The following is a 25,802-nucleotide window of genomic DNA, read 5'->3' on the forward strand; positions in this document are numbered from 1 at the left end:
GAACCGGACATATGTCCGGTTTTTTTATGTCTCAAAATCAACTAGTTATGCTCTAGACGCGGAACACAAACATTCTTATTCCGATTAATTTTCATTTAAGTTTCAATAACTTAGGTTTGACACTATTAAATACGCGGCTCAAACTCTCTGTTCTATTGACAGCTAATAAAGGGCAGGACCCCATCATGAAAGGCGACGTTACAGTCATCCAGCATCTCAACAAGATCCTTGCCAATGAGCTGGTCGCGATCAATCAATACTTCCTGCATGCGCGCATGTACGAAGATTGGGGCCTGAACAAGCTCGGCAAGCACGAGTACCACGAATCCATCGACGAGATGAAGCACGCGGACAAGCTGATCAAGCGGATCCTGTTCCTTGAAGGCCTGCCGAACGTCCAGGACCTGGGCAAGCTGCACATCGGCGAGCACACCAAGGAAATGCTGGAGTGCGACCTGCGTATCGAGAAAACCGGCCATGCCGACCTGAAAGTGGCTATCGCGCATTGCGAAACAGTTGGCGACTTCGGCAGCCGTGAGCTGCTTGAAGATATCCTCGAGTCCGAAGAAGAACATATCGACTGGCTGGAAACCCAATTGGGCCTGATCGACAAGATCGGTATCGAAAACTATCTGCAATCGCAGATGGGCGAAGAGTAGGAGCTGCCGAAGGCTGCGATCTTTTGATTTTGCAGGATCAAAAGATCGCCGCCGGCGACAGCCCCAACAGACACAATAAAAAGCCCCGCCCTCTTTCGAGTGGCGGGGCTTTTTTAATGCTGAAGATCAAGAGATCGCAGCCTTCGGCAGCTCCTACAGGGGAGCCGCCCGAATCAGGCTTCGGTCTTTGGAGCAGCGGCCTTGGCGGCGGCGTCCTTGATCAGGCTCTGCAGCGAACCGTCAGCAGCCATTTCAGTCATGATGTCACTACCGCCGACCAACTCACCGGCAACCCACAGTTGCGGGAAGGTTGGCCAGTTGGCGTATTTTGGCAGGTTGGCGCGGATTTCCGGGTTCTGCAGGATGTCCACGTACGCAAACTTTTCACCACACGCCATCACGGCCTGTGCAGCTTTCGCGGAGAAGCCGCACTGCGGGGCATTCGGCGAGCCTTTCATGTAAAGCAGAATGGTGTTGTTGGCAATCTGCTCTTTAATCGTTTCGATGATATCCATGGAGCACCTCGGCTGAACTTTCCGACTCATGGGTCGGCACGGTGGCGCATTGTAACGGAAAGCCGAGCGCCCTGCTCGGTCTCTCCGTCAGACTGATTCAAGCTGCCGCCACGGTCACTGGCACGCCATTGAGCGCGGCATTTCCCGACAGTTCGTCAATCCGGCATTCGTCGGTCAGGTCGTTGGCGCTGGAGCCCGGCTGGCTGCTGGCAATCGACATCTGCACGCCCGGCCGCGCGTGGCCCCAGCCGTGCGGCAGGCTGACCACGCCTTTCATCATATCAAGACTGCCCAGCACTTCGACCTCGATCACACCCACCCGCGAACTGACCCGAACGCGCTGTCCGTCACTGAGCCCGCGACTGGCCAGATCGTCCGGATGCATCAACAACTGGTGTCGTGGCTTGCCCTTCACCAACCGATGATAGTTATGCATCCATGAGTTGTTGCTGCGTACATGCCGGCGGCCAATCATCAACAACTCGTCGGCGGCCGGCGCCTTCAAGGCGGCGAAGCGCGCCAGGTCTGCGAGAATCGCCGCAGGCGCGGCCTGGATGCGTTGATTGGCAGTCTTCAGGCGCGGTGCAAGGTTAGGCTTGAGCGCACCAAGATCGACGCCATGGGGATGATCGAACAAAGTCGCCAGCGATAGCTTGTGCTCCGAGGTGTCGCCGTACATTCCCATGCGCAGGCCGCGATCGATCATTTGCGCCGGGGCGATGGTAGGTTTCAACTCTTTGCCGGTCCTGGCGGCAAACGCCTTGGCCAGCCCGACGAAGATCTCCCAGTCGTGCAATGCCCCTTCGGGCTTGGCGAGGATTGCGCGGTTGAAACGACTGACGTTACGCACCGCGAACAGGTTGAATGTGGTGTCGTAATGTTCGTTTTCCAGCGCCGATGTGGACGGCAGGATCAGGTCGGCGTAGCGCGTGGTTTCATTGATGTACAGGTCGATGCTGACCATGAAATCAAGCCCGTCCAGTGCCTGCTCGAGCTGTCGGCCATTGGGCGTGGACAGCACCGGATTGCCCGCCACGGTGATCAGCGCCCGGACTTGCCCTTGTCCTTCGGTGAGCATTTCTTCGGCCAGCGCAGAGACTGGCAGCTCTCCGGCGTATTCCGGGCGCCCGGAAACCCGGCTCTGCCACAAATTGAAATGCCCGCCCGAAGTCGTCGCCACCAGATCCACCGCCGGTTCAGTGCACAAGGCACCACCCACGCGGTCGAGGTTGCCGGTGACCAGATTGATCAACTGCACCACCCAGTGACAAAGTGTTCCGAAGGCCTGGGTCGAGACGCCCATGCGGCCATAACAGACAGCCGAGGGCGCCGCGGCGAAGTCTCGCGCCAATTGGCGGATCTGTTCGGCTGGTACCGCGCACAACGGACTCATGGCCTCGGCGGAGAACGGCGCGACAGCCTCCCGCACATCATCCAGACCGTCTACCGGCAGATGGCTCTCTCGAGTCAGGCCTTCAGCGAACAAGGTGTTGAGCAACCCGAACAACAGCGCGGCATCACCGCCCGGGCGCACGAACAGATGCTGATCGGCAATCGCCGCCGTTTCACTGCGGCGTGGGTCGACCACCACCACTTTGCCACCCCTGGCCTGTATCGCCTTCAAGCGTTTTTCCACATCGGGCACGGTCATGATGCTGCCGTTCGAAGCCAGCGGGTTGCCGCCCAGGATCAGCATGAAATCGGTGTGATCGATGTCCGGGATCGGGAGCAGCAAACCGTGGCCGTACATCAAATGACTGGTCAGGTGATGGGGCAATTGATCGACCGACGTCGCGGAAAAACGGTTGCGGGTTTTCAGCAGGCCGAGGAAGTAATTGCTGTGGGTCATCAGCCCGTAATTGTGCACGCTCGGGTTGCCTTGATAGACCGCCACGGCATTTTGCCCATGGTGCTCCTGAATCGCCGCCAGGCGCTCGGCCACCAGATTGAATGCCGCGTCCCACTCGATGGGCTGCCATTCATTGCCCACCCGCTGCATCGGCTGATGCAGGCGATCCGGATCGTTCTGGATGTCTTGCAGGGCCACGGCCTTGGGGCAGATATGGCCACGGCTGAATGCGTCCTGGGGATCGCCCTTGATCGACGTGATCTGCACGCTGCCGCCTTCGAGCTCGGTGGTTTCGATGGTCAGGCCACAGATGGCTTCGCACAAATGGCACGCACGGTGATGGAGAGTCTTGGTCATGGCCAGTCTGTCTTGTCATGGGCGGGCACCGATGGCCGCGGAAACAAAACTATGGCGCCAGACCCGACGCCACGCCAGCGACGTTCGTCTTGTGAATCGAGGGTTATCAGGCCAGCCGATGGCCGCCAGAGCCCATTCGAAGGTAGCCTGGGCGGCGCCCTGCAACTGGATGCCCTGAAGGGTCGGCTCGCCGATCAGGCACCAATGTTCGTCGGGCCCGGCAGGGATGAATGACAGGTCAGAAACCGACTGTCAGTGCACCATTGCCGCCTCGCCTGATTGCCAAGCCCCGAGAGGCCGGTGTACAAATGAACCGCTGCTTTCAGGAAACAGGCTTCAAAAGCGCTACCTCGGTGAACCCGTAGCACCTCTGAAACTCCCTAAAAACTGTAGCCCTATTGGTAAGACGCGACATTTAATTATAAGATCGCGCCTTCCCCTATTTCGTCGCCCCGTGCGGCTTACGCCGCAGGTCTCGCCCGTTGTTCCGTCAAACAAGGCTTTGAGCATCTGCGGTTTGTAGCAAAAAGGTAGTCAATGATGAGCGCAAGGCACTTTCTCTCCCTGATGGATTGCACGCCCGAAGAGCTGGTCAGCGTGATCCGTCGAGGCGTTGAGCTCAAGGACCTGCGTAACCGCGGCGTACTGTTCGAGCCTCTGAAAAACCGCGTCCTGGGGATGATTTTCGAGAAATCCTCGACCCGCACCCGGATCTCCTTTGAGGCCGGCATGATCCAGCTCGGCGGCCAGGCGATCTTCCTGTCGCCACGTGACACCCAACTGGGCCGTGGCGAGCCGATCGGCGACTGCGCCATCGTCATGTCGAGCATGCTCGATGCGGTGATGATCCGTACCTTTGCCCACAGCAACCTGACCGAATTCGCCGCCAATTCCCGCGTACCGGTGATCAACGGCCTGTCCGATGACCTGCACCCGTGCCAGTTGCTGGCCGACATGCAGACCTTCCTCGAACACCGCGGCTCCATCCAGGGCAAGACCGTGGCCTGGATCGGCGATGGCAACAACATGTGCAACAGCTATATAGAAGCGGCGATCCAGTTCGACTTCCAGTTGCGCGTTGCCTGCCCGGAAGGCTACGAGCCCAACCCGTTGTTCCTGGCCAAGGCCGGCGATCGGGTCTCCATCGTTCGAGACCCGAAAGACGCCGTGCGCGGTGCACACTTGGTGAGCACCGACGTCTGGACCTCCATGGGCCAGGAAGAGGAAACCGCCAAGCGCCTGGAGCTGTTCGCACCGTACCAGGTCAATCGCGCCCTGCTCGACCTGGCCGCTGACGACGTGCTGTTCATGCACTGCCTGCCGGCGCACCGTGGCGAGGAAATCAGCGTCGACCTGCTCGACGACAAACGCTCGGTGGCCTGGGATCAAGCCGAAAACCGTCTGCATGCGCAAAAAGCCCTGCTCGAATTCCTCGTCGAACCGGCGTATCACCACGCATGAGCCAGCCATTACTGCTTAACCTGCGCAACCTCGCCTGCGGCTATCAAGACCAACGCGTGGTGCAGAACCTGAACCTGCATTTGAACGCCGGTGACATCGGTTGCCTGCTGGGCTCTTCCGGCTGCGGCAAAACCACCACTCTGCGGGCGATTGCCGGTTTCGAACCGGTACACGAAGGCGAAATCCAGCTGGCCGGCGAGACCATCTCCAGCGCCGGCTTCACCCTCGCCCCGGAGAAACGCCGCATCGGCATGGTGTTCCAGGACTACGCGCTGTTCCCGCACTTGAGCGTGGCCGACAACATCGCCTTCGGCATTCGCAAGCATCCGCAAAAGGATCGCGTCACCGAAGAACTGCTGGAACTGGTCAACCTGAAGAACCTCGGCAAGCGTTTCCCCCACGAGCTTTCCGGTGGGCAGCAGCAACGTGTCGCCCTGGCCCGCGCACTGGCGCCGGAACCGCAACTGCTGTTGCTCGACGAGCCGTTCTCGAACCTCGATGGCGAATTGCGCCGCAAGCTCAGCCATGAAGTACGCGACATCCTCAAGGCCCGTGGCACCAGCGCGATTCTGGTGACACACGACCAGGAAGAAGCCTTCGCGGTCAGCGACCACGTTGGCGTGTTCAAGGAAGGTCGACTGGAACAGTGGGATACGCCCTACAACCTGTATCACGAACCACTGACGCCCTTTGTCGCCAGCTTCATCGGCCAGGGCTATTTCATTCGCGGTCAGTTGAGCAGCCCGGAGTCGGTGCAAACCGAGCTGGGTGAGTTGCGCGGCAACCGGGCCTACACCTGGCCGGTAGGCGGCGCCGTGGACGTGCTGCTGCGTCCGGACGATATCGTCTACGCACCGGACAGCGCACTGAAGGCACGAATCGCCGGCAAGACGTTCCTCGGTGCATCCACCCTGTATCGCTTGCAGCTGCCGACAGGCGCGCAGTTGGAGTCGATCTTCCCGAGCCATGTCGATCGTCAGGTCGGGGCAGATGTGGGCATTCGTGTCGCGGCTGAACACCTGGTGCTGTTCCAGGCGTCCGGCAGCACGGCGGCGCAGATTCCTGCCGTTGAATCGGGTGTCCGACGCTACAGCGCGGCCAACTGACAAACATGGATTAAATGTGGGAGCGGGCTTGCTCCGGGCGGCGTTCCGACGAAGGCGGAGTGTCAGTCGATGATGATGTTAACTGACAGTCCGCCTTCGCGAGCAAGCCCGCTCCCACAATTGGATTTGAGTTAGCCCAGCATCAGCGTACCACTGGCAACCAGCGTCGCATCCCCGCCGATCTTCACCCGCTCGCCTTCCAGTCGACAGAACAACTCCCCGCCTCGCGTCGAACGCTGACAGGCCGTCAGGTTCGACTTGTCCAATCGCTTCGACCAATACGGAATCAGAAGGCAATGGGTCGATCCGGTCACCGGGTCTTCATTGATGCCGATCGCCGGGGCGAAGTACCGGGACACGAAATCGTGCTGCTCGCCCCGCGCCGTCACGATAGCACCCAACCATGGCAGTTTCGCCAGGGCCACCATGTCCGGCTTGCAGTCGAGCACGGCTTGTTCCGACTCCAGCACCACGAACAGCTCATTCGAAGCCAGTACCTCGACAGCCTCCACGCCCAGTGCACGCTCGATGTCCGAGGTCACACTCACCGGCGACGCAGTGATCGACGGGAAATCCAGCCACAGTCGTCCATCTTCACGGGTCACGCTCAACGGACCGGATGTGCAGATAAAGTCCAGTCGCTCGACCGGCTCTTTATAGACCTCAAACAATACGTGGGCGCTGGCCAGTGTCGCGTGACCGCACAGTGGTACCTCGGTGGTCGGTGTAAACCAGCGGATGTGCCAGCCCTGCCCTTCGCGCACGACAAACGCCGTTTCGGCGAGGTTGTGCTCGGCGGCAATCTTCTGCATCAACTCATCGGCTAGCCAGGTATCGAGCCGATAGACCATCGCCGGGTTGCCGCTGAATGGCTGATTGCTGAACGCGTCGACCTGATGAAACTCCAACTGCATAACCTTCTCCCTTTGTCAGGCCACAGAGCATGCAGCGCCGACCGAACCGGCACCAGTGACAGAACCGGCTGATTTTCACCATACAGCGCTGCGCTCACGCACGGCCGATATCGGCAAACTTCGCCTGGGTGTGTTCGGCCAGCACGGCCGGCGCCAGTTCGACTTCCAGTCCACGCCGGCCAGCACTGACAAAAATGCTGGCGAAGGGCTGGGCCGAGTTATCAATGAAGGTACGCAAACGCTTTTTCTGCCCCAGCGGGCTGATCCCGCCCAACAGATAGCCCGTAGAGCGCTGCGCTGCCGCCGGATCGGCCATTTCGACCTTTTTCACGCCGGCGGCATGGGCCAGCCCTTTCAAGTCCAGGCTGCCGACAACCGGCACCACAGCCACCAGCAACTCTCCTTTTTCGCTGGCCGCCAGCAAGGTCTTGAACACCTGCGCCGGGTCGAGCCCGAGTTTTTCCGCGGCCTCCAGACCATAGGAAGCGGCCTTCGGGTCATGTTCGTAACTGTGTACGCGATGTTCGGCCCGAACCTTTTTCAATAAATCCAATGCGGGGGTCATGGCAGCTCCAGACTGGGCGGCAGAAGAAAATACTGCGCCGGATTCTAGGACATTGATCGTCAAAAGGCTCTACGGCGGCGCATTCATAACGCCATTGCCTGGCCATCCCATTGCGCAATGACTCATTCATTCAAGCAACGAATAGTTTTTTTGTGACTGATGGTTCACTTTCGACCTTTGACAGCAGCGTTTCTTGTCTATATTTTTTCGTTTCTGAAACTGCACGAAACGTCCTACCGCTGTACCCGGCAGTAAACCGCGACCAGGATGGGGATCCTGCCTCGGTGAAAAACGCGCGTTGACCATGAAGGCAAGAACGCGCCAGACAACAAAAAAAATGAGGTTTCAATGACTACTGCTTTACAACAACCGTCGCTCTCGAGCCAATGCATGGCCGAGTTTCTGGGTACGGCGCTGCTGATCTTTTTTGGTACCGGTTGTGTTGCCGCGCTAAAGGTCGCGGGTGCCAGTTTTGGTTTGTGGGAAATCAGCATTATCTGGGGCGTCGGCGTCAGCATGGCGATCTACCTCACCGCCGGGGTTTCCGGGGCTCATCTGAACCCTGCCGTCAGCATTGCCCTGAGCATTTTTGCGGACTTCGAAAAGCGCAAACTGCCTTTCTACGTATTCGCCCAAGTGGCAGGTGCCTTTTGTGGCGCGTTGTTGGTTTACACGCTCTACAGCAATCTATTCTTCGAATTCGAACAAACACAGCACATGGTTCGTGGCACGCAAGCCAGCCTTGAATTGGCCTCCGTGTTCTCCACCTTCCCGAATCCTGCGCTCACCACCGCCCAGGCATTTCTGGTGGAGGTGATCATTACGGCCATCCTGATGGGCGTAATCATGTCCCTGACCGACGACAACAATGGCCTGCCAAAAGGCCCGTTGGCACCGCTGCTGATCGGCTTGCTGATTGCGGTGATCGGTAGCTCGATGGGACCGCTGACCGGTTTTGCCATGAACCCTGCGCGGGACTTCGGCCCTAAACTGATGACTTTCTTCGCTGGCTGGGGTGAAATTTCCTTCACTGGCGGACGCGATATTCCGTACTTCCTGATTCCTGTTTTTGCGCCGATTGTCGGTGCCTGCCTCGGCGCCGCCGCCTATCGCGGGCTGATTGCCCGCCATCTGCCCGGCGCCGTACCTGCTACAAAGGATGAGCGACCTGCCATTGACGGCAAACCCAGAACGTCCTGATACCGTTGGCGCGTGCCCCTGCCCTTTGATCACGCGCCAGACCTCACTCCCTTTTTTCGTCCAAGGCAATCGACATGACCGACACACAGAATAAGAACTACATCATTGCCCTCGATCAGGGTACGACCAGCTCCCGCGCGATCATTTTCGACCGCGACGCGAACGTGGTCTGCACCGCCCAACGGGAGTTCGCCCAGCATTACCCGCAAGCCGGTTGGGTCGAGCATGACCCGATGGAGATCTTCGCCACCCAAAGCGCCGTGATGGTCGAGGCCCTGGCACAAGCCGGCCTGCACCACGACCAGGTAGCCGCCATCGGCATCACCAACCAGCGCGAAACCACCGTGGTCTGGGACAAGAACACCGGTCGCCCGATCTACAACGCCGTCGTCTGGCAGTGCCGACGCAGCACCGAGATCTGCCAGCAGCTCAAGCGCGATGGCCACGAGCAATACATCAGCGACACCACCGGCCTGGTCACCGATCCCTACTTCTCCGGCACCAAGCTCAAGTGGATTCTCGACAACGTCGAAGGCAGCCGCGAACGTGCGCGCAATGGCGAACTGCTGTTCGGCACCGTCGACAGCTGGCTGATCTGGAAATTTACCGGCGGCAAGGTGCACGTCACCGACTACACCAACGCCTCGCGCACCATGCTCTTCAACATCCACACCCTCGAGTGGGACGCGAAGATGCTGGAGCTGCTGGATATTCCGCGCGAAATGCTCCCGGAAGTTAAATCGTCCTCGCAAATCTACGGCCACACCAAAAGCGGCATCGCCATCGGCGGTATCGCCGGTGACCAGCAAGCCGCCCTCTTCGGCCAGATGTGCGTCGAGCCAGGCCAGGCGAAAAACACCTACGGCACTGGCTGCTTCCTGCTGATGAACACCGGTGACAAAGCGGTGAAATCCAAGCATGGCATGCTGACCACCATCGCTTGCGGCCCTCGCGGCGAAGTGGCTTATGCACTGGAAGGCGCAGTGTTCAACGGCGGCTCCACCGTGCAATGGCTGCGTGACGAGCTGAAGATCATCAACGACGCCCACGACACCGAATACTTCGCCAACAAGGTCAAGGACAGCAACGGCGTGTACCTGGTGCCGGCCTTCACCGGTCTGGGCGCACCGTACTGGGACCCGTATGCCCGTGGCGCATTGTTCGGCCTGACCCGCGGCGTTCGCGTGGACCACATCATTCGTGCCGCGCTGGAGTCGATTGCCTACCAGACCCGCGACGTGCTGGACGCCATGCAGCAGGACTCCGGAGAGCGCCTGAAAGCGCTGCGCGTGGACGGCGGCGCGGTGGCCAACAACTTCCTCATGCAATTCCAGGCCGACATCCTCGGCACGCAGGTCGAGCGCCCGCAAATGCGCGAAACCACAGCACTCGGCGCCGCTTACCTGGCAGGCCTGGCCTGTGGCTTCTGGGGCAGCCTGGAAGAGTTGCGTGGCAAGGCCGTGATCGAGCGCCGGTTCGAGCCGACGCTGGATGAAGGGGCGAAGGAAAAACTCTACGCCGGGTGGAAAAAAGCCGTCAGCCGTACCCGCGATTGGGCGGTTGAAGACGAGGCTGAATAAGCCGGGATACGGGCTCGTCTCTGTATGTAACTGGTCGGGAGCAGATTCCTGCGGCATCATGGGCAAATTTTGCACGGCAGCCCAAAGGACGCCCCATGAATCTGCCTCCCCGTCAGCAGCAAATCCTCGAGCTGGTTCGCGAACGCGGCTATGTCAGTATCGAGGAAATGGCCACGTTGTTCGTCGTTACACCGCAGACCATCCGCCGCGACATCAATCAGCTCGCGGAAGCCAACCTGTTGCGTCGCTACCACGGTGGCGCCGCCTATGACTCCAGTGTCGAAAACACCGCCTACGCCATGCGCGCCGATCAGATGCGCGATGAAAAACAGCGTATCGGCGAAGCCATTGCCGCGCAGATTCCCGACCATGCCTCGTTGTTCATCAACATCGGCACCACCACCGAATCCATCGCCCGGGCGCTGCTCAACCACAGTCACCTGAAGATCATCACCAACAACCTGCATGTGGCCTCCATGCTCAGCGCCAAGGACGACTTCGACGTGCTGCTGACCGGTGGCAACGTGCGGCGCGACGGCGGCGTGGTCGGTCAGGCCAGTGTCGACTTCATCAACCAGTTCAAGGTCGACTTTGCCTTGGTCGGCATCAGTGGTATCGATGAGGACGGCAGCCTGCTGGACTTCGATTATCAGGAAGTGCGGGTATCCCAGGCGATCATCGCCAATGCCCGACAAGTGATACTCGCGGCCGACTCGAGCAAATTCGGGCGCAACGCCATGATTCGCCTGGGACCGATCAGCCTGGTCGATTGCCTGGTCACCGATCAGCAGCCTTCCCCGGCGCTGGCGCAGCTGCTGAACCAGCACAAGGTTCGATTGGAAGTCGTTTAAGCCCTTTCGGCATTAAAAGATCGCAGCCTTCGGCAGCTCCTACAGATGCACTCAAATCTGTAGGAGCTGCCGAAGGCTGCGATCTTTTGCTTTTATGTTCGTAAATTTTCCTTTAACGGCCCTTCGATGAGTATTTTCAATCGAAGTCGACTGGCTGTGCGCCTCTTTATGGGCTAGTATTTTCGCAAATGAACATTAATGTTCGAATTCAAATACAGAACATCAAAGAATTCCGAGGCCGTGCCGATGCCCACTTCCACCTTGCCTACGCCCCCTCTCGCCGAGATCTACGATATCGCCGTCATCGGTGGCGGGATCAATGGCGTGGGGATCGCAGCAGATGCCGCCGGTCGCGGTCTTTCGGTGTTCCTTTGCGAAAAGGATGACCTGGCCAGCCATACTTCGTCGGCCAGCAGCAAGTTGATCCACGGCGGCCTGCGCTACCTCGAACATTACGAATTTCGCCTGGTGCGTGAAGCCCTGGCCGAGCGTGAAGTGCTGTTGGCCAAGGCACCGCACATCGTCAAGCAAATGCGCTTCGTGTTGCCACACCGCCCACACCTGCGCCCGGCATGGATGATCCGCGCCGGGCTGTTCCTCTATGACAACCTGGGCAAGCGCGAGCAACTCCAGGGTTCGAAAAGCCTGAAGTTCGGCCCCGACAGCGCGCTGAAAAGCGAGATCACCAAGGGTTTCGAATACTCCGATTGCTGGGTCGACGACGCGCGCCTGGTGGTGTTGAACGCCATGGCCGCCCGGGAACAAGGCGCCCACGTTCACACCCAAACCCGCTGCGTCAGCGCACGCCGCACCAAGGGCCTGTGGCACCTGCACCTGGAACGCAGCGATGGCAGCCTGTTTTCGATTCGCGCCAAGGCATTGGTCAACGCGGCCGGGCCATGGGTCGCCAGGTTCATTCGCGACGACCTGAAGATGGAATCGCCTTACGGCATCCGCCTGATCCAGGGCAGCCACCTGATCGTACCGAAGCTGTATGAAGGCGAACACGCGCACATCCTGCAAAACGAAGATCAGCGCATCGTGTTCACCATTCCGTACTTGAACCACTTCACCCTGATCGGCACTACGGACCGCGAGTACACCGGCGATCCGGCTGCCGTTGCAATCACCGACGGCGAAACCGACTACTTGTTGAACGTGGTCAACGCCCATTTCAAAAAGCAGATCAGCCGCGACGACATCCTGCACAGCTATTCCGGTGTGCGTCCGCTGTGCAACGACGAATCCGACAACCCATCGGCCGTGACCCGCGATTACACCCTGGCGCTGTCGGGCAGTGGCGAGGAAGCCCCATTGCTGTCGGTGTTCGGCGGCAAGCTCACCACCTATCGCAAACTGGCCGAGTCGGCGCTGGCGCAACTGGCACCGTACTTCAAGCACATCAAGCCGAGCTGGACCGCCAACGCCCCGCTGCCGGGCGGTGAAGACATGACCACCCCGCAAGCCTTGAGCTCACGTATCCGCGACCAGTTCGACTGGGTACCGAGCGAGATCGCGCGCCGCTGGGCCACCACCTACGGTAGCCGTACCTGGCGCATGCTTGAAGGTGTACAAGACCTCAGCGACATGGGCGAGCATATCGGCGGCGGCCTCTACACCCGTGAAGTCGACTACCTGTGCAGCGAGGAGTGGGCCACCAGCGCCCAAGACATCCTCTGGCGTCGCAGCAAGCTCGGCTTGTTCACGACAGTAGCCGAGCAGGACAAGCTCAAGGACTACCTGAACCAGGTCGAGCAGAACCGCAGCAAGATCGAAGCGGCCTGATCAGTCACCGGTATAAACAAAAGCCCCTGGATCTCGCGATTCAGGGGCTTTTTCGTATCGATGGATTTCAGTCGCGCAAATCCGATTCGTGAATCGGCTGCTCACGGTGAGTCGCCCGCTGATACTGCGCCGGCCACACGGCCTTGTGCCCGCCCAGGTCATCATCGGCGTGCAGCGCCCAGTAGGGATCGCGCAACAATTCACGGGCCAGGAAGATGATGTCCGCCTGGCAGGTACGCAGGATATGCTCGGCCTGGGCCGGCTCGGTGATCATGCCGACCGTGCCGGTGGCCATGCCCGACTCCTTGCGCACGCGTTCGGCGAAGCGGGTCTGGTAACCGGGGCCTGTGGGAATTTCGGCATTCACCGCCGTTCCGCCCGACGAGACGTCGATCAGGTCCACGCCCAAGGCTTTGAGGCGACGCGCCAGTTCCACGGTTTCATCGGGGTTCCAGCCGTCTTCGACCCAGTCGGTGGCCGATACCCGGACAAACACCGGCAACTCTTCAGGCCAGACCGCACGTATCGCTTCGGTGACTTGCAGCACCAGCCGAATACGATTTTCGAACGAACCACCATATTGATCGCGACGCTGATTGCTCAACGGCGACAGGAACTGATGCAGCAGGTAGCCATGGGCGGCGTGCACTTCGACCACCTTGAAACCGGCCGTCAGCGAGCGCTTTGCCGCATCGACAAAGGCCTGGATCACCTTGGCGATCTCGCCGTCATCCAGTTGTCTGGGTTGAGTGTGCTGTGGATCGAACGCAATCGGTGAAGGCCCGACCGGCACCCAGCCGCCCTCGTCGGGTTTGACGCTGCCGTGCTTGCCAAGCCATGGCCGATAGGTACTGGCCTTGCGCCCGGCATGGGCCAGTTGAATGCCGGCAACGCCGCCCTGGGCGTTGATGAAACGGGTGATGCGTTGCAGGGGTTCGATCTGCTCGTCATTCCACAGACCGAGGTCCTGAGCCGTGATACGTCCGTCGGCGGTGACCGCCGTGGCTTCGGTAAACACCAGCCCGGCCCCGCCGACTGCGCGGCTGCCGAGGTGGACCAGGTGCCAGTCATTGGCCAGGCCGTCGGCGCTGGAATACTGGCACATCGGCGATACCGCGATGCGGTTGGGCAGGGTCAATTGGCGAAGGGTAAAGGGTTCAAGCAGCAGACTCATGGGGCACCTCTCGAATCAGTGGGCAGGCTCCAGGTTCTGTTTGAATAGTCGACGAGTGACAGGAAAAAGGTACAACACCCGCCCCCGCGGGCAAAAAATTCGACAAGACGTCACAAGACCAAAATCAAGCAGTGATTAGAGCCTAGTCGACAATGGCGAAAAGATCGCAGCCTTCGGCAGCTCCTACATGGATCGACATACCCCTGTAGGAGCTGCCGAAGGCTGCGATCTTTTGATCTTAAATGTCTTATCGCGGTTCGATATGGGCAATCATCAGTTGAACCGTCTCGTTGCCACGAAACTCGTTGAGGTCGAGCTTGTAGGCCAGTTCCACCCACTTGATGGTCGGATTCGGCCAGATGTCGCGGTCGATCCCGAAGGCAATGCCGTCGAGCTTCACCGAACCACATTCACTTTTCAGCACCACTTTAAGGTGCCGTTCGCCCACCACGCGCTGCTCGACCAACTGGAACACCCCATGAAACAACGGTTCCGGGAAGTGCTGCCCCCAAGGGCCGGCATGCCGCAGGGCGCGGGCCAGTTCCAGGTGAAACTCTTCCACTGCCAGGGTGCCGTCCGACAACAAGCGGCCAGTCAGGTCTTCTTCGCGCAGTTGCCGGCGCACTTCAGCGTCAAAGGCCTCGGCGAACAAGGGGAAATTCGCTTCCGGCAACGTCAGGCCGGCCGCCATTGCGTGGCCACCATACTTGGTAATCAGATTCGGATGCTGCGCCGCCACCACGCTCAGGGCGTCGCGGATGTGAAAGCCCTGGACCGAACGCCCAGACCCCTTGAGCAGGCCGTCACCGGCATCGGCAAAGGCGATGGTCGGGCGGAAATAACGCTCTTTCATCCGTGACGCGAGGATTCCGATGACGCCCTGATGCCACTCGGGATCGAACAGGCACAAGCCGAACGGCATCGACTCCACCGGCAGATCCTTGAGCTGGGCCAGCGCTTCGCGCTGCATGCCCTGCTCGATGGATTTGCGATCCTGGTTCATGCCATCCAGTTGAGCCGCCATCTCACGGGCCAGGGCTGCGTCTTCGGTCAACAGGCATTCGATGCCCAGGCTCATGTCATCCAGACGCCCTGCGGCGTTCAGGCGTGGACCGACGATGAAACCCAGGTCGGTGGAGGTGATGCGCGCATGGTCACGCTTGGCCACCTCGAGGATCGCCTTGACTCCCGGTCGGGCACGTCCGGCGCGAATCCGCTCGAGGCCCTGGTGCACCAGAATCCGGTTGTTGGCATCCAGCGGCACCACGTCGGCCACGCTGCCCAAGGCCACCAGATCGAGCAGTTCGCCGATATTCGGCTGCGGCTTGCTGGTGTACCAGCCGAGCTCGCGCAAACGCGCACGCAGGGCCATCAGCACATAGAAAATCACCCCGACACCGGCCAGGGCCTTGCTCGGGAACGCGCAACCTGGCTGGTTCGGATTGACGATGGCATCGGCCAACGGCAGTTCGTCGCCGGGCAAGTGGTGATCGGTAACCAGCACCTTGAGCCCGGCCTTTTTCGCCGCGGCCACGCCTTCGACGCTGGAGATGCCGTTATCCACGGTAATCAGCAAATGCGGCTGGCGCTCCAGCGCGACCGCGACGATCTCCGGGGTCAGGCCGTAGCCGTAGTCGAAACGGTTCGGCACCAGATAATCGACATGCGCCGCCCCCAGCAAACGCAGCCCCAGCGTGCCCACGGTGCTCGCCGTTGCGCCGTCGGCATCGAAGTCGCCGACGATCAGGATGCGCTGGCGCTGTTCGAGCGCCGTCACCAGTAAATCCACGGCGGCATCAATGCCCTTGAGCTGCTGGAACGGAATCAGCCGCGCCAGGCTCTTGTCCAGTTCCGCCTCGGATTGCACGCCACGCGCCGCGTACAGGCGGGTCAGCAGTGGCGGAATATCACCGAGGAATGGCAGGGTGTCGGGCAGCAGGCGAGGTTCGATGCGCATGGGGTGAAAGATGCTTCTCTTCAATACGTAGGATAAAACCGGGTGACGCGCTGAAGCGGCGAAAAATCAGCCGCGCTCACCGGCCAGCCACTGCAACTGAACTTCGTGCTGACCACGGTCGTCGGTGACGAAGATCGTCCCTTCGCTGATCATCACGTCCCACTTGATGACGCGTGGCATGTCTTTGGCCAGGGTCTCCAGGACTTCCTGAGGCACGGCAGCGATATTGACGTTTTTCAGGTTTTTCACCGCTGGTACCACTTTGCCTTCCCACACCCGCAGGCTGCCGTAGGCCAGCAGGCTGGTGCGCTCGGTGCGGCGCGAGCACCAGGTCAGGCGCTCGGCATCCGGCTGGCCGACTTCGATCCAGTGCAGGACGCGGTCATCCAGGCTTTTTTCCCACAAGGCCGGTTCATCCACTTCCGACAGGCCACGGCCGAACGACAGCTGTTCGTTGTACCAGAGTGCGTAGGCCAGCAGGCGCACGGTCATGCGCTCTTCGGTTTCCGAAGGGTGACGGGCGATGGTCTGCTTCACGCTCTCATAGACGCTGCGGTCGAGGTCGGTGAGGTTCAGTTCAAACTTGTAGGTCGTGGACGGCTGGGCCATGAACGGGCTTCTTGATACGAGGAAAGGCGGCAAGTCTAACCGATGCGACGGGCAATCCACGAATTGAAGGTGATCAAGCTGAAGCGCCTGACAGTCGGCTATGTTAAAACGCTGTATTCGCCCATCCCTTGTCCAGCAGGATCCCGCATGCCGTTCACCGCCAAACCGCTTTCCGGTCTGAAAGTCATCGAATTGGGTACCTTGATTGCCGGCCCGTTTGCTTCGCGCATTTGCGCTGAATTCGGTGCCGATGTGATCAAGGTCGAATCCCCGGACGGCGGTGATCCATTGCGCAAATGGCGCAAATTGTATGAAGGCACTTCGTTGTGGTGGTTCGTCCAGGCGCGCAACAAAAAATCCCTGACCCTCAATCTCAAGCACCCCGACGGTCAGGCGATCCTGAAACAGTTGCTCGGTGAAGCCGACATTCTGATCGAGAACTTTCGTCCCGGCGTCCTGGAAAAACTCGGCCTGGGCTGGGACGTCCTGCACGCCTTGAACCCGAAACTGGTCATGGTGCGGCTGTCGGGTTTCGGCCAGACCGGCCCGATGAAAGATCAACCTGGCTTTGGTGCGGTCGGTGAGTCCATGGGCGGCCTGCGCTACATCACCGGCTTCGAAGACCGGCCACCGGTGCGCACCGGCATTTCCATCGGTGACTCGATTGCCGCGCTCTGGGGCGTGATCGGCGCGTTGATGGCCCTGCGTCATCGCGAGGTCAACGGCGGCCAGGGGCAAGTGGTGGACGTGGCGCTGTACGAAGCCATCTTCGCCATGATGGAAAGCATGGTCCCGGAATTCGACGTGTTCGGCTTCATCCGCGAACGCACGGGCAATATCATGCCGGGCATCACCCCGTCCTCGATCCACACCAGCGCCGACGGCAAGCACGTGCAGATCGGCGCCAATGGCGACGCCATTTTCAAACGCTTCATGCTGATCATTGGCCGGGAAGACCTCGCCAATGACCCTCTGCTTGCCAGCAACGATGGCCGCGATGCGCGGCGCGACGAGATCTATGGCGTCATCGATCGCTGGGTCAATTCGCTGCCGCTGGACAGGGTGCTGGCGCTGCTCAATCAGGCCGACGTGCCGGCCAGTCGGATCTTCAGCGCCGAAGACATGTTCAATGACCCTCAGTACCTGGCGCGTGAAATGTTCCTGCAGGCCAAACTGCCGGACGGTAAAGACTTCAAGATGCCGGGAATCGTGCCGAAACTCTCAGAGACACCCGGTGAATGTGAATGGGTCGGGCCACAACTGGGTGAGCACAACGCACAGGTACTCCAGGAACTTGGCTATGACGCGACGCAGATCGCACAGTTGCGCAAAGACGGAGCCATCTGAGCTGAGGCGCCTGCCTGCATGGGGCATTCGGTACTGCCGCTCTCGGGCTGCCTGCTTGCTTTGCGTGCTGGCGACCCTGCTCCTGCTGATTGAACCGGTCCCGTCAGCCCTGGCGCAATCCAGGGATACCCTGATCTGGCTCAAACGCGACCTGCCGCCACTGACGATCTTCGACGGACCGAAAAAGGGCCAGGGCGTCATCGATCAACTGCTTCCCCTGTTGATAGCCGGCATGCCGCAGTACCACCACAGCGTGATGAGGGTCAATCGCGCGCGTGGCCTGCAAATGCTTCACGAACCGTCCCTCGTCTGCGACGCGGCGCTGAACTGGAGCAAGGAACGGGAACAGTGGATCGCCTTTTCCATCCCGGTCTTCCGTGCCATGAGCAATGGCCTGGCCGTGCGCCGCGTTGACCAGAAGGTACTGGCCCCCTTTATCAAGGATGGCGAAGTGGACCTTGCCGAGTTACTCGCCAGCGGCAACGAAAAGCTGGGGATCATCGCCGAGCGCAATTACGGCGAATACCTCGACGGGCTGCTCAAGCAAGCACCCGCCGACGTGCTGACGCCTCATTACGGTAACGACGCCTTGGGCAGCCTCCTGCAAATGCAGCGCCTTGGGCGTTTGCGCCTGCTGCTGGGCTATCGCCCGGAGATCCGCTACCAGGCTTCGCTGCAAGGTATCGCCGAGGATGAATTGCAGTTCTATCCAATCCGGGGCACGGGCAAATACCTGTCCGGCTACATCGGTTGCACCGACACGCCAAAGGGCCGACAGGCCATTGTCGAAATCAATCAGGTGCTGCGTACCCTGCCCCGCGAGCGCCTGGACGAGGCCTATGCCGCCTGGCTGGATCCGCAAAGCCGCAGTGAATACCTGAAAGACACCAAGGCGTTTTTCGACAATCTGGCGCAGCCATGAACAATCCCGGGCAAAAAGAAACCCCGAGAAGTGGGGAAACGACTCGGGGTTAAACGTGGTCTGCTTGGAGACCAGTAGCAGCAAGCTACAAGCACCGGAGCACAATGCTTGATCCTGCTGTTACAAAGTCTGACTGACCTGGGCGTGGGAAGGTTCCCACAAAAATCCGTTCAATTGCGGCTGGCCAGAAGCTTGTCCCGGGCAGCATTACGCAATGCCGCGATGACACAGGGCTCAAGGCGTCCTTCAGCGATCAGCACGTCGCGATGCAAACCATCGACCACATCCGTCAGCAGGCGCTTGTCATTCAACTGGGCCTGATTGAACTCGCGCTCGACCACGGTCGCGCCGATAGCATTTTTCAGGGTCACCCGACATTCGCCACGAATGCCTGACGGGGTCAATGTGACCTGATACGGGCTCAGCGCTTCACCGAGCAACAGACTGATACTTTCCATCCCGATCACCACTCATTAGTCCGAAAACAACGTGCCAGGGGCATGCCTGTAACAGATGACCACTTGCCCGAGAAGAAAGTTCTGGAGACTGACTGCAGGCGAACCTGCCGTGCAGTCAAGAGAGCATGCACGGCGAACATGACAGAGAAAAAACCCAGCCGTCACGTTTGTCGGGTACGCCGGGCGATGTCGGCCCAGCCTCCCAACAAGCCTTTCATCTGGCCATCCGCCGTGTAAAACGGCACGGTCCACTGGTAGATATCCCGGACACCCTCCTTGAACAGCAATTGACGTTCGAAGAAGCGCGTCCTGCGCGTACTCAACTGCGCCATGAACTCGGCATGCAACAGTTCCGCGGTTTGTCTGGGCATGACATCGACCTCGACCAACTGCCGCCCCTGCATCCGGTCAAAACGTGTCGACAAGGCGTCCTCATAACTTTTGTTGCACATGATCAAGCGCCCTTGCAGGTCACGGACAAACATCGGGTCGGGCATGGCATCCATCAGGGCATGCTGGAATGCAAGCTGATCGCGCAGGCTCCTTTGGGCCTCGACCCGCTGCCTGACGACCACCGCCAACCGTCGGTTCCAGAGCAGGGACAACAGGCCGAACAGGCTGAGTACAAACATGCCCCAGCAGACCCACTGGTCAAGCCGCTGCCAGAGGCCAGGCGCCTGTGCCGTGGTAGCACCACCGAACCACTTGCGGCGAAGATCGCGCAACTCCTGAGCAGGAAAGGCCTCAAGCGCCTTGTTGAGGATGCTCAACAACTGCGGCTGACCTTTGCGCACCGCCAGATAATCCGCATCCCATTTGTCCGGCACCGTAGCTCCGATCTGCAGTCGGCCCGACGGAAAAAGCCGGGCGCCGATTTCGCTTTCGATGGTGGCATAGGCTTCGCCGCTTTCAACCCAGGCATGGGCTTCGGCGTAGGTTTTGACCGAACGCAATTCGATGGACGGAAAATCGCGACGGATCATCGCTTCCAGTGCATGTCGGGTCGGCAGCACCAATACCCGCTTCGCCAGATCCTCCAGCGACTGCACCGGCGGTGCCCCGGCCAACCCGACAAAGACCCATCCTGCACCGCCGTACGCATGGCTGAAATCGAGAAACGTCCGGCGCTCGTCATTCATTGACAGCGTGGTGCTCAAATCCGCCGCGCCGCTTTCCAGACGAGCCAGCATCTGATCAACGGAAAAAGACTCTTCATAAACGAACTGCAACCCCGTCATGTCACTGATGCGCTTGAGCAGGTCACTGTTCAGGCCTGTCCATTGCCCATGCTCATCCTTGAACTGGTACAACGGGTATTCCAGCGCCGTGACCACGACCCGTGGATGGCTGGCTATCCACTGCAGCTCCTGCTCATCCAGCACGACCGCTGAACTGGCAGCAGCCTTCTCACGCTCCTGAATCGATGCAGGGCTTGCCCCTCCCCATTCGACGACTCCCACGATGCAGAATAAAACCAGCCAGCGCGCGACTGGCTTGAACACACTTGTAAACCGCATTCCCATGTCCTTGGTGATCCACTCGCCTGTCCCTTCGCGGCGAGAACACGACAAGTGTGCATGCAGAAATGAAAAAGCCCGTCAGGAGACGGGCTTCAAAATGTAACAGCGCTGACCGTTTACAACGGCTTGCCACGGTTGCCATGCTGGCTGACAAAGGCCTGCACGGCCTTCAGGTCATTTGGCAATACGGTGCAACGTTCGTCTCGCTCAAACAAATCAGAAAGATGCACAGGCAGTTCGAGCGCTTTTCCTACACCGGCTTTTTCCACGGCGTCCGGGAATTTGACCGGGTGGGCGGTACCCAGGATCACCATTGGAATGTCCAGGCTACGGCGGCATTCGCGTGCAGCTTTCACCCCGATGGCCGTGTGCGGGTCGAGCACTTCACCGGTCTGCTCGTAGACTTCGGCGATGGTTTCGCAGGTTTGCGCATCATCCACAGCCAACGAGTCAAACAACTTGCGGGCTTCGGTCCAGCGCTCTTGCTCGACGCTGAAACCTCCGCCCTGCTTGAACGAATCCATCAGTCCGGCGATTGCCGCGCCGTTGCGGCCATGCAGGTCGAACAGCAGGCGTTCGAAGTTCGACGACACCATGATGTCCATGGACGGCGACAGCGTGGCGTGCAGGGTTTCCTTGACGTACTGATTGCCGCTCATGAAGCGGTGCAGGATGTCGTTGCGGTTGGTGGCGACGATCAACTGGTTGATCGGCAGGCCCATGTTGCGTGCCAGGTAACCGGCGAAGATGTCGCCGAAGTTGCCGGTCGGAACCGAGAACGCCACCGAGCGCGCCGGGCCGCCCAACTGCAGGGCTGCGTGGAAGTAGTAAACGATCTGGGCCATGATCCGCGCCCAGTTGATCGAGTTCACGGCGACCAGGCGAGTGCCCTTGAGGAAGCCCTGGTCGGCAAAGCTGGCCTTGACCATTTCCTGGCAGTCATCGAAGTTGCCTTCGATGGCGATGTTGTGGATGTTCTCACCGAAGATGGTGGTCATCTGCCGACGTTGCACCTCGGACACGCGGTTGTGCGGGTGCAGGATGAAGATGTCGACGTTTTCGCAGTGCTTGCAGCCTTCGATGGCGGCCGAACCGGTGTCACCGGAGGTGGCACCGACGATCACCACGCGCTCGCCGCGCTTTTCCAGCACGTAGTCGAGCAGGCGACCAAGCAGTTGCAGGGCGAAGTCCTTGAACGCCAGGGTCGGGCCGTGGAACAGCTCCAGCACCCATTCGTTGCCGTTCAGCTGACGCAGCGGCGCGACGGCGCTGTGGGCGAACACGCCGTAGGTTTCTTCAAGGATTTTCTTGAAATCAGCGTCTGGAATGCTGCCGGTGACAAACGGGCGCATGACTCGGAAGGCCAGTTCGTGATACGGCAGGCCGGCCCAGGAAGCGATTTCCTCCTGGGTGAAACGTGGCAGGTTTTCCGGGACGTACAGACCGCCGTCGGTGGCAAGGCCTGCCAGCAGGACGTCTTCGAAATTCAGGGCCGGTGCCTGGCCGCGGGTACTGATGTAGCGCATAGGGGCAAACCTTCGGTTTGAGCTTCAAGCTTCAAGTTTCAAGCTGCAAGTAAAAGCCGAACTGCTTTCAACTTGCCGCTTGAAGCTTGCCGCTTGCCGCTGTGTTAATTCAAATGTTCGACGCGAATCCGGACTACCGGTCCAACCACACCCTGGAGAGCCTCCAGTGCCTGAATGGCATCGTTGATGTGCTGCTCCAGCACGCGATGGGTCAGCAGGATCATCGGCACCAGGCCGTCGTGCTCCTCGGCTTCCTTCTGCATGATCGACTCGATGTTGATGCCGCGCTCCGAGAGGATACTCGCGACCTGAGCCAATACGCCCGGATGGTCCTTGGCCTGAATGCGCAGGTAATAGGCGCTTTCACAGGCTTCGATCGGCAGGATCGGGTGAGCCGACAGCGAATCCGGCTGGAACGCCAGGTGCGGCACGCGGTTCTCCGGATCGGACGTCATGGCACGGACCACGTCCACCAGGTCGGCGATCACCGACGAAGCGGTCGGCTCCATGCCGGCACCGGCACCATAGAACAGGGTCGAACCGGCGGCGTCGCCATTGACCATCACGGCGTTCATCACGCCGTTGACGTTGGCGATCAGGCGATCGGCCGGGATCAGCGTTGGGTGCACGCGCAGCTCGATACCGGCCGCGGTGCTGCGCGCCACGCCCAGGTGCTTGATGCGGTAACCCAGCGCTTCGGCGTAGTTCACGTCAGCGGTGGTCAGCTTGGTGATGCCTTCGGTGTAGGCCTTGTCGAATTGCAGCGGGATGCCGAATGCGATGGACGCCAGGATCGTCAGCTTGTGAGCAGCGTCGATTCCCTCAACGTCGAAGGTCGGATCGGCTTCGGCGTACCCCAGAGCCTGGGCTTCGGCCAATACGTCCTCGAAGGTGCGACCCTTCTCGCGCATTTCCGTCAGGATGAAGTTGCCGGTGCCGTTGATGATGCCGGCCACCCAGTTGATACGGTTGGCGGACAGGCCTTCGCGGATCGCCTTGATCACCGGAATGCCACCAGCCACCGCCGCTTCGAACGCAACGATCACGCCTTTCTCGCGCGCCTTGGCGAAAATCTCATTACCGTGAACGGCAATAAGCGCCTTGTTCGCGGTGACCACATGCTTGCCATTCTCGATGGCCTTGAGTACCAGCTCGCGGGCAACGGTGTAGCCGCCCATCAGCTCTATAACGATGTCGATCTCAGGGTTCGTGGCCACTTCGAAGACATCGTTGGTAATCGCAATACCGGTCGTTTGGAACTGAGGCTTTGGCGTGCGCATGGCAATTTGTGCCACTTCGATCCCACGCCCGGCACGACGAGCAATTTCCTCGGCGTTGCGCTGAAGTACGTTGAAGGTACCGCCACCGACGGTCCCTAACCCACAGATGCCTACTTTGACCGGTTTCACTGTGAACTCCCCATAAAACGGCCGACTCAAGGCCGGCCGTGAAAACAGCCGCATGCTCGCGGCTCTCTATTAATGGCCCGGCGATGTCGCTGCCGGACCATGATCGTCAATGGCTGCCCGTGACGATGCGAATTTACTTCGCGCCCAGCGCCAGTTTGGCGACTTGTGGCGCAGGCTGGTAGCCCGGAATGACCTGTCCGTCGGCCAAAACGATGGCCGGTGTGCCGTTCACGCCAATCGACTGGCCAAGAGCGAACTGCTTGGAAACCGGGTTATCGCACTTGGCGGCCTTGATTTCCTTGCCGTCGACCATTTTGTCCATGGCCGCTTTCTTGTCTTTCGAGCACCACACGGCTTGCAGCTGCTCGTCACCCGGCGAGCCCAGGCCCTGGCGCGGGAACGCGACGTAACGCACTTCGATGCCGCGCTTGTTCAGCTCCGGCACTTCGGCGTGGAGCTTGTGGCAGTACGGGCAGGTGGTATCGGTGAATACGGTGATGTGCGACTTGGTTTCGCCAATGGCCGGGTACACCACGGTTTCTGCAACAGGAATATCGTTGATCAGCTTGGAGATACCCAGGCGCTCGGTCTTCTCGGTCAGGTTGACCGGCTTGCCGTCCTTGAGATCGAACAGGTAGCCCTGCACCACGTACTGGCCGTCGGCGCTGGCGTACAGCACACGGCTGCCCTTGAGCTTGACTTCGTACAGGCCCGGCAACGGACTGGCGGTGATGGTCTCTACCGGCACTTCGAGCTGGAGGTTTTCCAGGCTTTTACGAATGGCTTTGTCGGCCGCGTCATCGGCGACGGCAAAGGTGCTGACCAACGCAATGGCTGCAGCGGCGAAAATCTGGGTCAGACGCATGAGAACTCCTGAAGGCGAACATATGGGACGATCAGAACGCCCGTGCCGAAACACCGGGTCATAACCGCCCATCGTGCAAACCGACCAAGCCTATCACATAAGGTTCGCATGACCGAATGCGCCTGACGCAAGACATTTTGACCTCGACACATGAGGCTCTCTGTAGGAGCTGCCGAAGGCTGCGATCTTTTGATTTGTTTTTTTCAAGATCAAAAGATCGCAGCCTTCGGCAGCTCCTACAGGGGAACACCGTCATCCGCGGGGATGATGCCTGGCGTGAAGGTCTTGCAAGCGGGCGCGGGCGACGTGCGTGTAAATCTGGGTAGTCGACAGATCGCTGTGGCCAAGGAGCATCTGCACCACCCGCAAATCGGCGCCATGGTTGAGCAGATGCGTGGCGAAGGCATGGCGCAACGTGTGCGGCGACAGCGACTTGCCAATCCCGGCGACCTTGGCCTGATGCTTGATCCGGTGCCAGAAGGTCTGGCGGGTCATTTGCTCGCCACGCTGACTAGGGAACAACACATCGCTGGGACGCCCGCCAAGCAGTTCGCTGCGGGCATCGCGCATATAGCGCTCGACCCAGACAATCGCCTCCTCGCCCATCGGCACCAACCGCTCCTTGCTGCCCTTGCCCATCACTCGCAACACCCCCTGGCGCAAATTGACCTGCTCCAGCGTCAGGCTGATCAGCTCGGTCACCCGCAAGCCGCAGGCATACAGCACTTCAAGCATGGCCCGATCACGCTGACCGATGGCTTCGCTCAAGTCCGGCGCCGCCAGCAGCGCTTCGACGTCAGCCTCTGACAAGGATTTCGGCAACGGCCTGCCGAGCTGCGGCATATCAACCCGTAACGTTGGATCGACGGCGATCATCTTTTCCCGCAACAGATAGCGATAGAAGCCACGCACGCCCGAGAGAAATCGGGCAGTGGACCGAGGCTTGTAGTTTTGCTCCAGGCGCCACGCCAGGTGGTCGAGTATCAACTCGCGCCCGGCATTGACCAGCTCCAGTCCTTTGTCCTGTAACCAGCCGTTGAACAGCGCCAGGTCACTGCGATAGGCATTGCGGGTGTTATCGGAAAGGCCCTTCTCCAGCCACAAGGCATCGAGAAATTGGTCTATCAGCGGGTGATCGATGGCAGGCATGGGCACTCAAATCACGCAGCCTTG

22 protein-coding genes are annotated in these 25,802 nt (G+C 59.9%); 9 read left to right on the top strand and 13 right to left on the bottom strand.

The window, feature by feature from the left end:
* The first annotated feature begins 185 nt into the window (after nucleotides 1-185).
* On the top strand, nucleotides 186-659 hold the full coding sequence (bfr, locus tag C9422_RS14520) for a bacterioferritin (RefSeq protein WP_116581125.1): 474 nt from the start codon (nucleotides 186-188) through the stop codon (nucleotides 657-659).
* Nucleotides 660-832: 173 nt separating this feature from the next.
* Here bfr and grxD read toward each other — a convergent pair whose 3' ends face one another.
* Together grxD and C9422_RS14530 are read right to left on the bottom strand one after the other, a co-directional pair.
* Nucleotides 833-1,174 carry a Grx4 family monothiol glutaredoxin gene (gene grxD / locus C9422_RS14525; protein ID WP_007971318.1) on the bottom strand — a complete coding sequence of 114 codons (342 nt, stop codon included), beginning with the start codon at nucleotides 1,172-1,174 and terminating at the stop codon, nucleotides 833-835.
* 97 nt (nucleotides 1,175-1,271) lie between these two features.
* The gene (locus C9422_RS14530) at nucleotides 1,272-3,380 is read right to left on the bottom strand and encodes a molybdopterin oxidoreductase family protein (protein ID WP_116581126.1); all 2,109 of its coding nucleotides are present in this window, start codon (nucleotides 3,378-3,380) and stop codon (nucleotides 1,272-1,274) included.
* A 540-nt stretch (nucleotides 3,381-3,920) separates the two neighbouring features.
* Here C9422_RS14530 and argF point away from each other — a divergent pair.
* Together argF and C9422_RS14540 are read left to right on the top strand one after the other, a co-directional pair.
* Nucleotides 3,921-4,841, top strand: a complete 921-nt coding sequence (argF, locus tag C9422_RS14535) for an ornithine carbamoyltransferase (protein ID WP_116581127.1) — start codon at nucleotides 3,921-3,923, stop codon at nucleotides 4,839-4,841.
* Complete coding sequence (locus C9422_RS14540; protein WP_116262071.1) at nucleotides 4,838-5,947, top strand: ABC transporter ATP-binding protein; 1,110 nt, start codon at nucleotides 4,838-4,840, stop codon at nucleotides 5,945-5,947. Before argF ends, C9422_RS14540 begins: the two co-directional genes overlap by 4 nt.
* A gap of 131 nt (nucleotides 5,948-6,078) precedes the next feature.
* Here C9422_RS14540 and C9422_RS14545 read toward each other — a convergent pair whose 3' ends face one another.
* Together C9422_RS14545 and ybaK are read right to left on the bottom strand one after the other, a co-directional pair.
* Nucleotides 6,079-6,861: a PhzF family phenazine biosynthesis protein gene (locus tag C9422_RS14545; RefSeq protein ID WP_116581128.1), complete on the bottom strand. Its 783-nt coding sequence runs from the start codon at nucleotides 6,859-6,861 to the stop codon at nucleotides 6,079-6,081.
* A gap of 94 nt (nucleotides 6,862-6,955) precedes the next feature.
* Nucleotides 6,956-7,426, bottom strand: a complete 471-nt coding sequence (gene ybaK / locus C9422_RS14550; RefSeq protein ID WP_007971306.1) for a Cys-tRNA(Pro) deacylase — start codon at nucleotides 7,424-7,426, stop codon at nucleotides 6,956-6,958.
* A 348-nt stretch (nucleotides 7,427-7,774) separates the two neighbouring features.
* Here ybaK and C9422_RS14555 point away from each other — a divergent pair, with 348 nt between their 5' ends.
* From C9422_RS14555 to glpD, 4 genes are all read left to right on the top strand, one after another.
* Nucleotides 7,775-8,626 carry an MIP/aquaporin family protein gene (locus C9422_RS14555; RefSeq protein ID WP_116581129.1) on the top strand — a complete coding sequence of 284 codons (852 nt, stop codon included), beginning with the start codon at nucleotides 7,775-7,777 and terminating at the stop codon, nucleotides 8,624-8,626.
* Between the two features lie 74 nt (nucleotides 8,627-8,700).
* Nucleotides 8,701-10,206, top strand: a complete 1,506-nt coding sequence (glpK, locus tag C9422_RS14560) for a glycerol kinase GlpK (RefSeq protein ID WP_116581130.1) — start codon at nucleotides 8,701-8,703, stop codon at nucleotides 10,204-10,206.
* A gap of 95 nt (nucleotides 10,207-10,301) precedes the next feature.
* Nucleotides 10,302-11,057 carry a DeoR/GlpR family transcriptional regulator gene (locus C9422_RS14565; RefSeq protein WP_007971301.1) on the top strand — a complete coding sequence of 252 codons (756 nt, stop codon included), beginning with the start codon at nucleotides 10,302-10,304 and terminating at the stop codon, nucleotides 11,055-11,057.
* A 246-nt stretch (nucleotides 11,058-11,303) separates the two neighbouring features.
* The gene (gene glpD, locus C9422_RS14570; protein WP_116581241.1) at nucleotides 11,304-12,842 is read left to right on the top strand and encodes a glycerol-3-phosphate dehydrogenase; all 1,539 of its coding nucleotides are present in this window, start codon (nucleotides 11,304-11,306) and stop codon (nucleotides 12,840-12,842) included.
* A gap of 67 nt (nucleotides 12,843-12,909) precedes the next feature.
* On the opposite strand, the gene C9422_RS14575 is transcribed toward glpD, so the two are convergent.
* The 3 genes from C9422_RS14575 to C9422_RS14585 form a co-directional block, all read right to left on the bottom strand.
* Complete coding sequence (locus tag C9422_RS14575) at nucleotides 12,910-14,016, bottom strand: NADH:flavin oxidoreductase/NADH oxidase (RefSeq protein ID WP_116581131.1); 1,107 nt, start codon at nucleotides 14,014-14,016, stop codon at nucleotides 12,910-12,912.
* A gap of 247 nt (nucleotides 14,017-14,263) precedes the next feature.
* Nucleotides 14,264-15,973: a single-stranded-DNA-specific exonuclease RecJ gene (gene recJ, locus C9422_RS14580; RefSeq protein ID WP_116581132.1), complete on the bottom strand. Its 1,710-nt coding sequence runs from the start codon at nucleotides 15,971-15,973 to the stop codon at nucleotides 14,264-14,266.
* 66 nt (nucleotides 15,974-16,039) lie between these two features.
* Nucleotides 16,040-16,582: a YaeQ family protein gene (locus tag C9422_RS14585; protein WP_007971297.1), complete on the bottom strand. Its 543-nt coding sequence runs from the start codon at nucleotides 16,580-16,582 to the stop codon at nucleotides 16,040-16,042.
* A gap of 147 nt (nucleotides 16,583-16,729) precedes the next feature.
* On the opposite strand from C9422_RS14585, the gene C9422_RS14590 reads away from it, so the two are divergent.
* Nucleotides 16,730-17,929 carry a CaiB/BaiF CoA-transferase family protein gene (locus tag C9422_RS14590; RefSeq protein ID WP_116581133.1) on the top strand — a complete coding sequence of 400 codons (1,200 nt, stop codon included), beginning with the start codon at nucleotides 16,730-16,732 and terminating at the stop codon, nucleotides 17,927-17,929.
* On the top strand, nucleotides 17,883-18,851 hold the full coding sequence (locus tag C9422_RS14595; RefSeq protein WP_116581134.1) for a TIGR02285 family protein: 969 nt from the start codon (nucleotides 17,883-17,885) through the stop codon (nucleotides 18,849-18,851). Before C9422_RS14590 ends, C9422_RS14595 begins: the two co-directional genes overlap by 47 nt.
* Nucleotides 18,852-19,021: 170 nt before the next feature.
* Here C9422_RS14595 and C9422_RS14600 read toward each other — a convergent pair whose 3' ends face one another.
* The 6 genes from C9422_RS14600 to xerD all read right to left on the bottom strand — a co-directional run bounded on the left by C9422_RS14600 (nucleotide 19,022) and on the right by xerD (nucleotide 25,778).
* Nucleotides 19,022-19,309: a DUF3509 domain-containing protein gene (locus C9422_RS14600; RefSeq protein WP_007971293.1), complete on the bottom strand. Its 288-nt coding sequence runs from the start codon at nucleotides 19,307-19,309 to the stop codon at nucleotides 19,022-19,024.
* 161 nt (nucleotides 19,310-19,470) lie between these two features.
* Nucleotides 19,471-20,826, bottom strand: a complete 1,356-nt coding sequence (locus C9422_RS14605; RefSeq protein WP_116581135.1) for a transporter substrate-binding domain-containing protein — start codon at nucleotides 20,824-20,826, stop codon at nucleotides 19,471-19,473.
* 119 nt (nucleotides 20,827-20,945) lie between these two features.
* Nucleotides 20,946-22,355 carry a threonine synthase gene (gene thrC / locus C9422_RS14610; RefSeq protein ID WP_007971289.1) on the bottom strand — a complete coding sequence of 470 codons (1,410 nt, stop codon included), beginning with the start codon at nucleotides 22,353-22,355 and terminating at the stop codon, nucleotides 20,946-20,948.
* Between the two features lie 104 nt (nucleotides 22,356-22,459).
* Nucleotides 22,460-23,764: a homoserine dehydrogenase gene (locus C9422_RS14615; RefSeq protein ID WP_008018563.1), complete on the bottom strand. Its 1,305-nt coding sequence runs from the start codon at nucleotides 23,762-23,764 to the stop codon at nucleotides 22,460-22,462.
* 133 nt (nucleotides 23,765-23,897) lie between these two features.
* Entirely contained in the window at nucleotides 23,898-24,629 is a 732-nt protein-coding gene (gene dsbC / locus C9422_RS14620) for a bifunctional protein-disulfide isomerase/oxidoreductase DsbC (protein WP_007971283.1), read from the bottom strand.
* A 252-nt stretch (nucleotides 24,630-24,881) separates the two neighbouring features.
* A complete protein-coding gene (gene xerD, locus C9422_RS14625) occupies nucleotides 24,882-25,778 on the bottom strand; it encodes a site-specific tyrosine recombinase XerD (protein WP_116581136.1) in 897 nt (298 codons plus the stop codon).
* Between the last annotated feature and the right edge of the window lie 24 nt (nucleotides 25,779-25,802).

Origin of the sequence: Pseudomonas sp. B1(2018) (assembly GCF_003097365.1) — a bacterium.
GTDB classification, from domain to species: domain Bacteria; phylum Pseudomonadota; class Gammaproteobacteria; order Pseudomonadales; family Pseudomonadaceae; genus Aquipseudomonas; species Aquipseudomonas laurylsulfatiphila.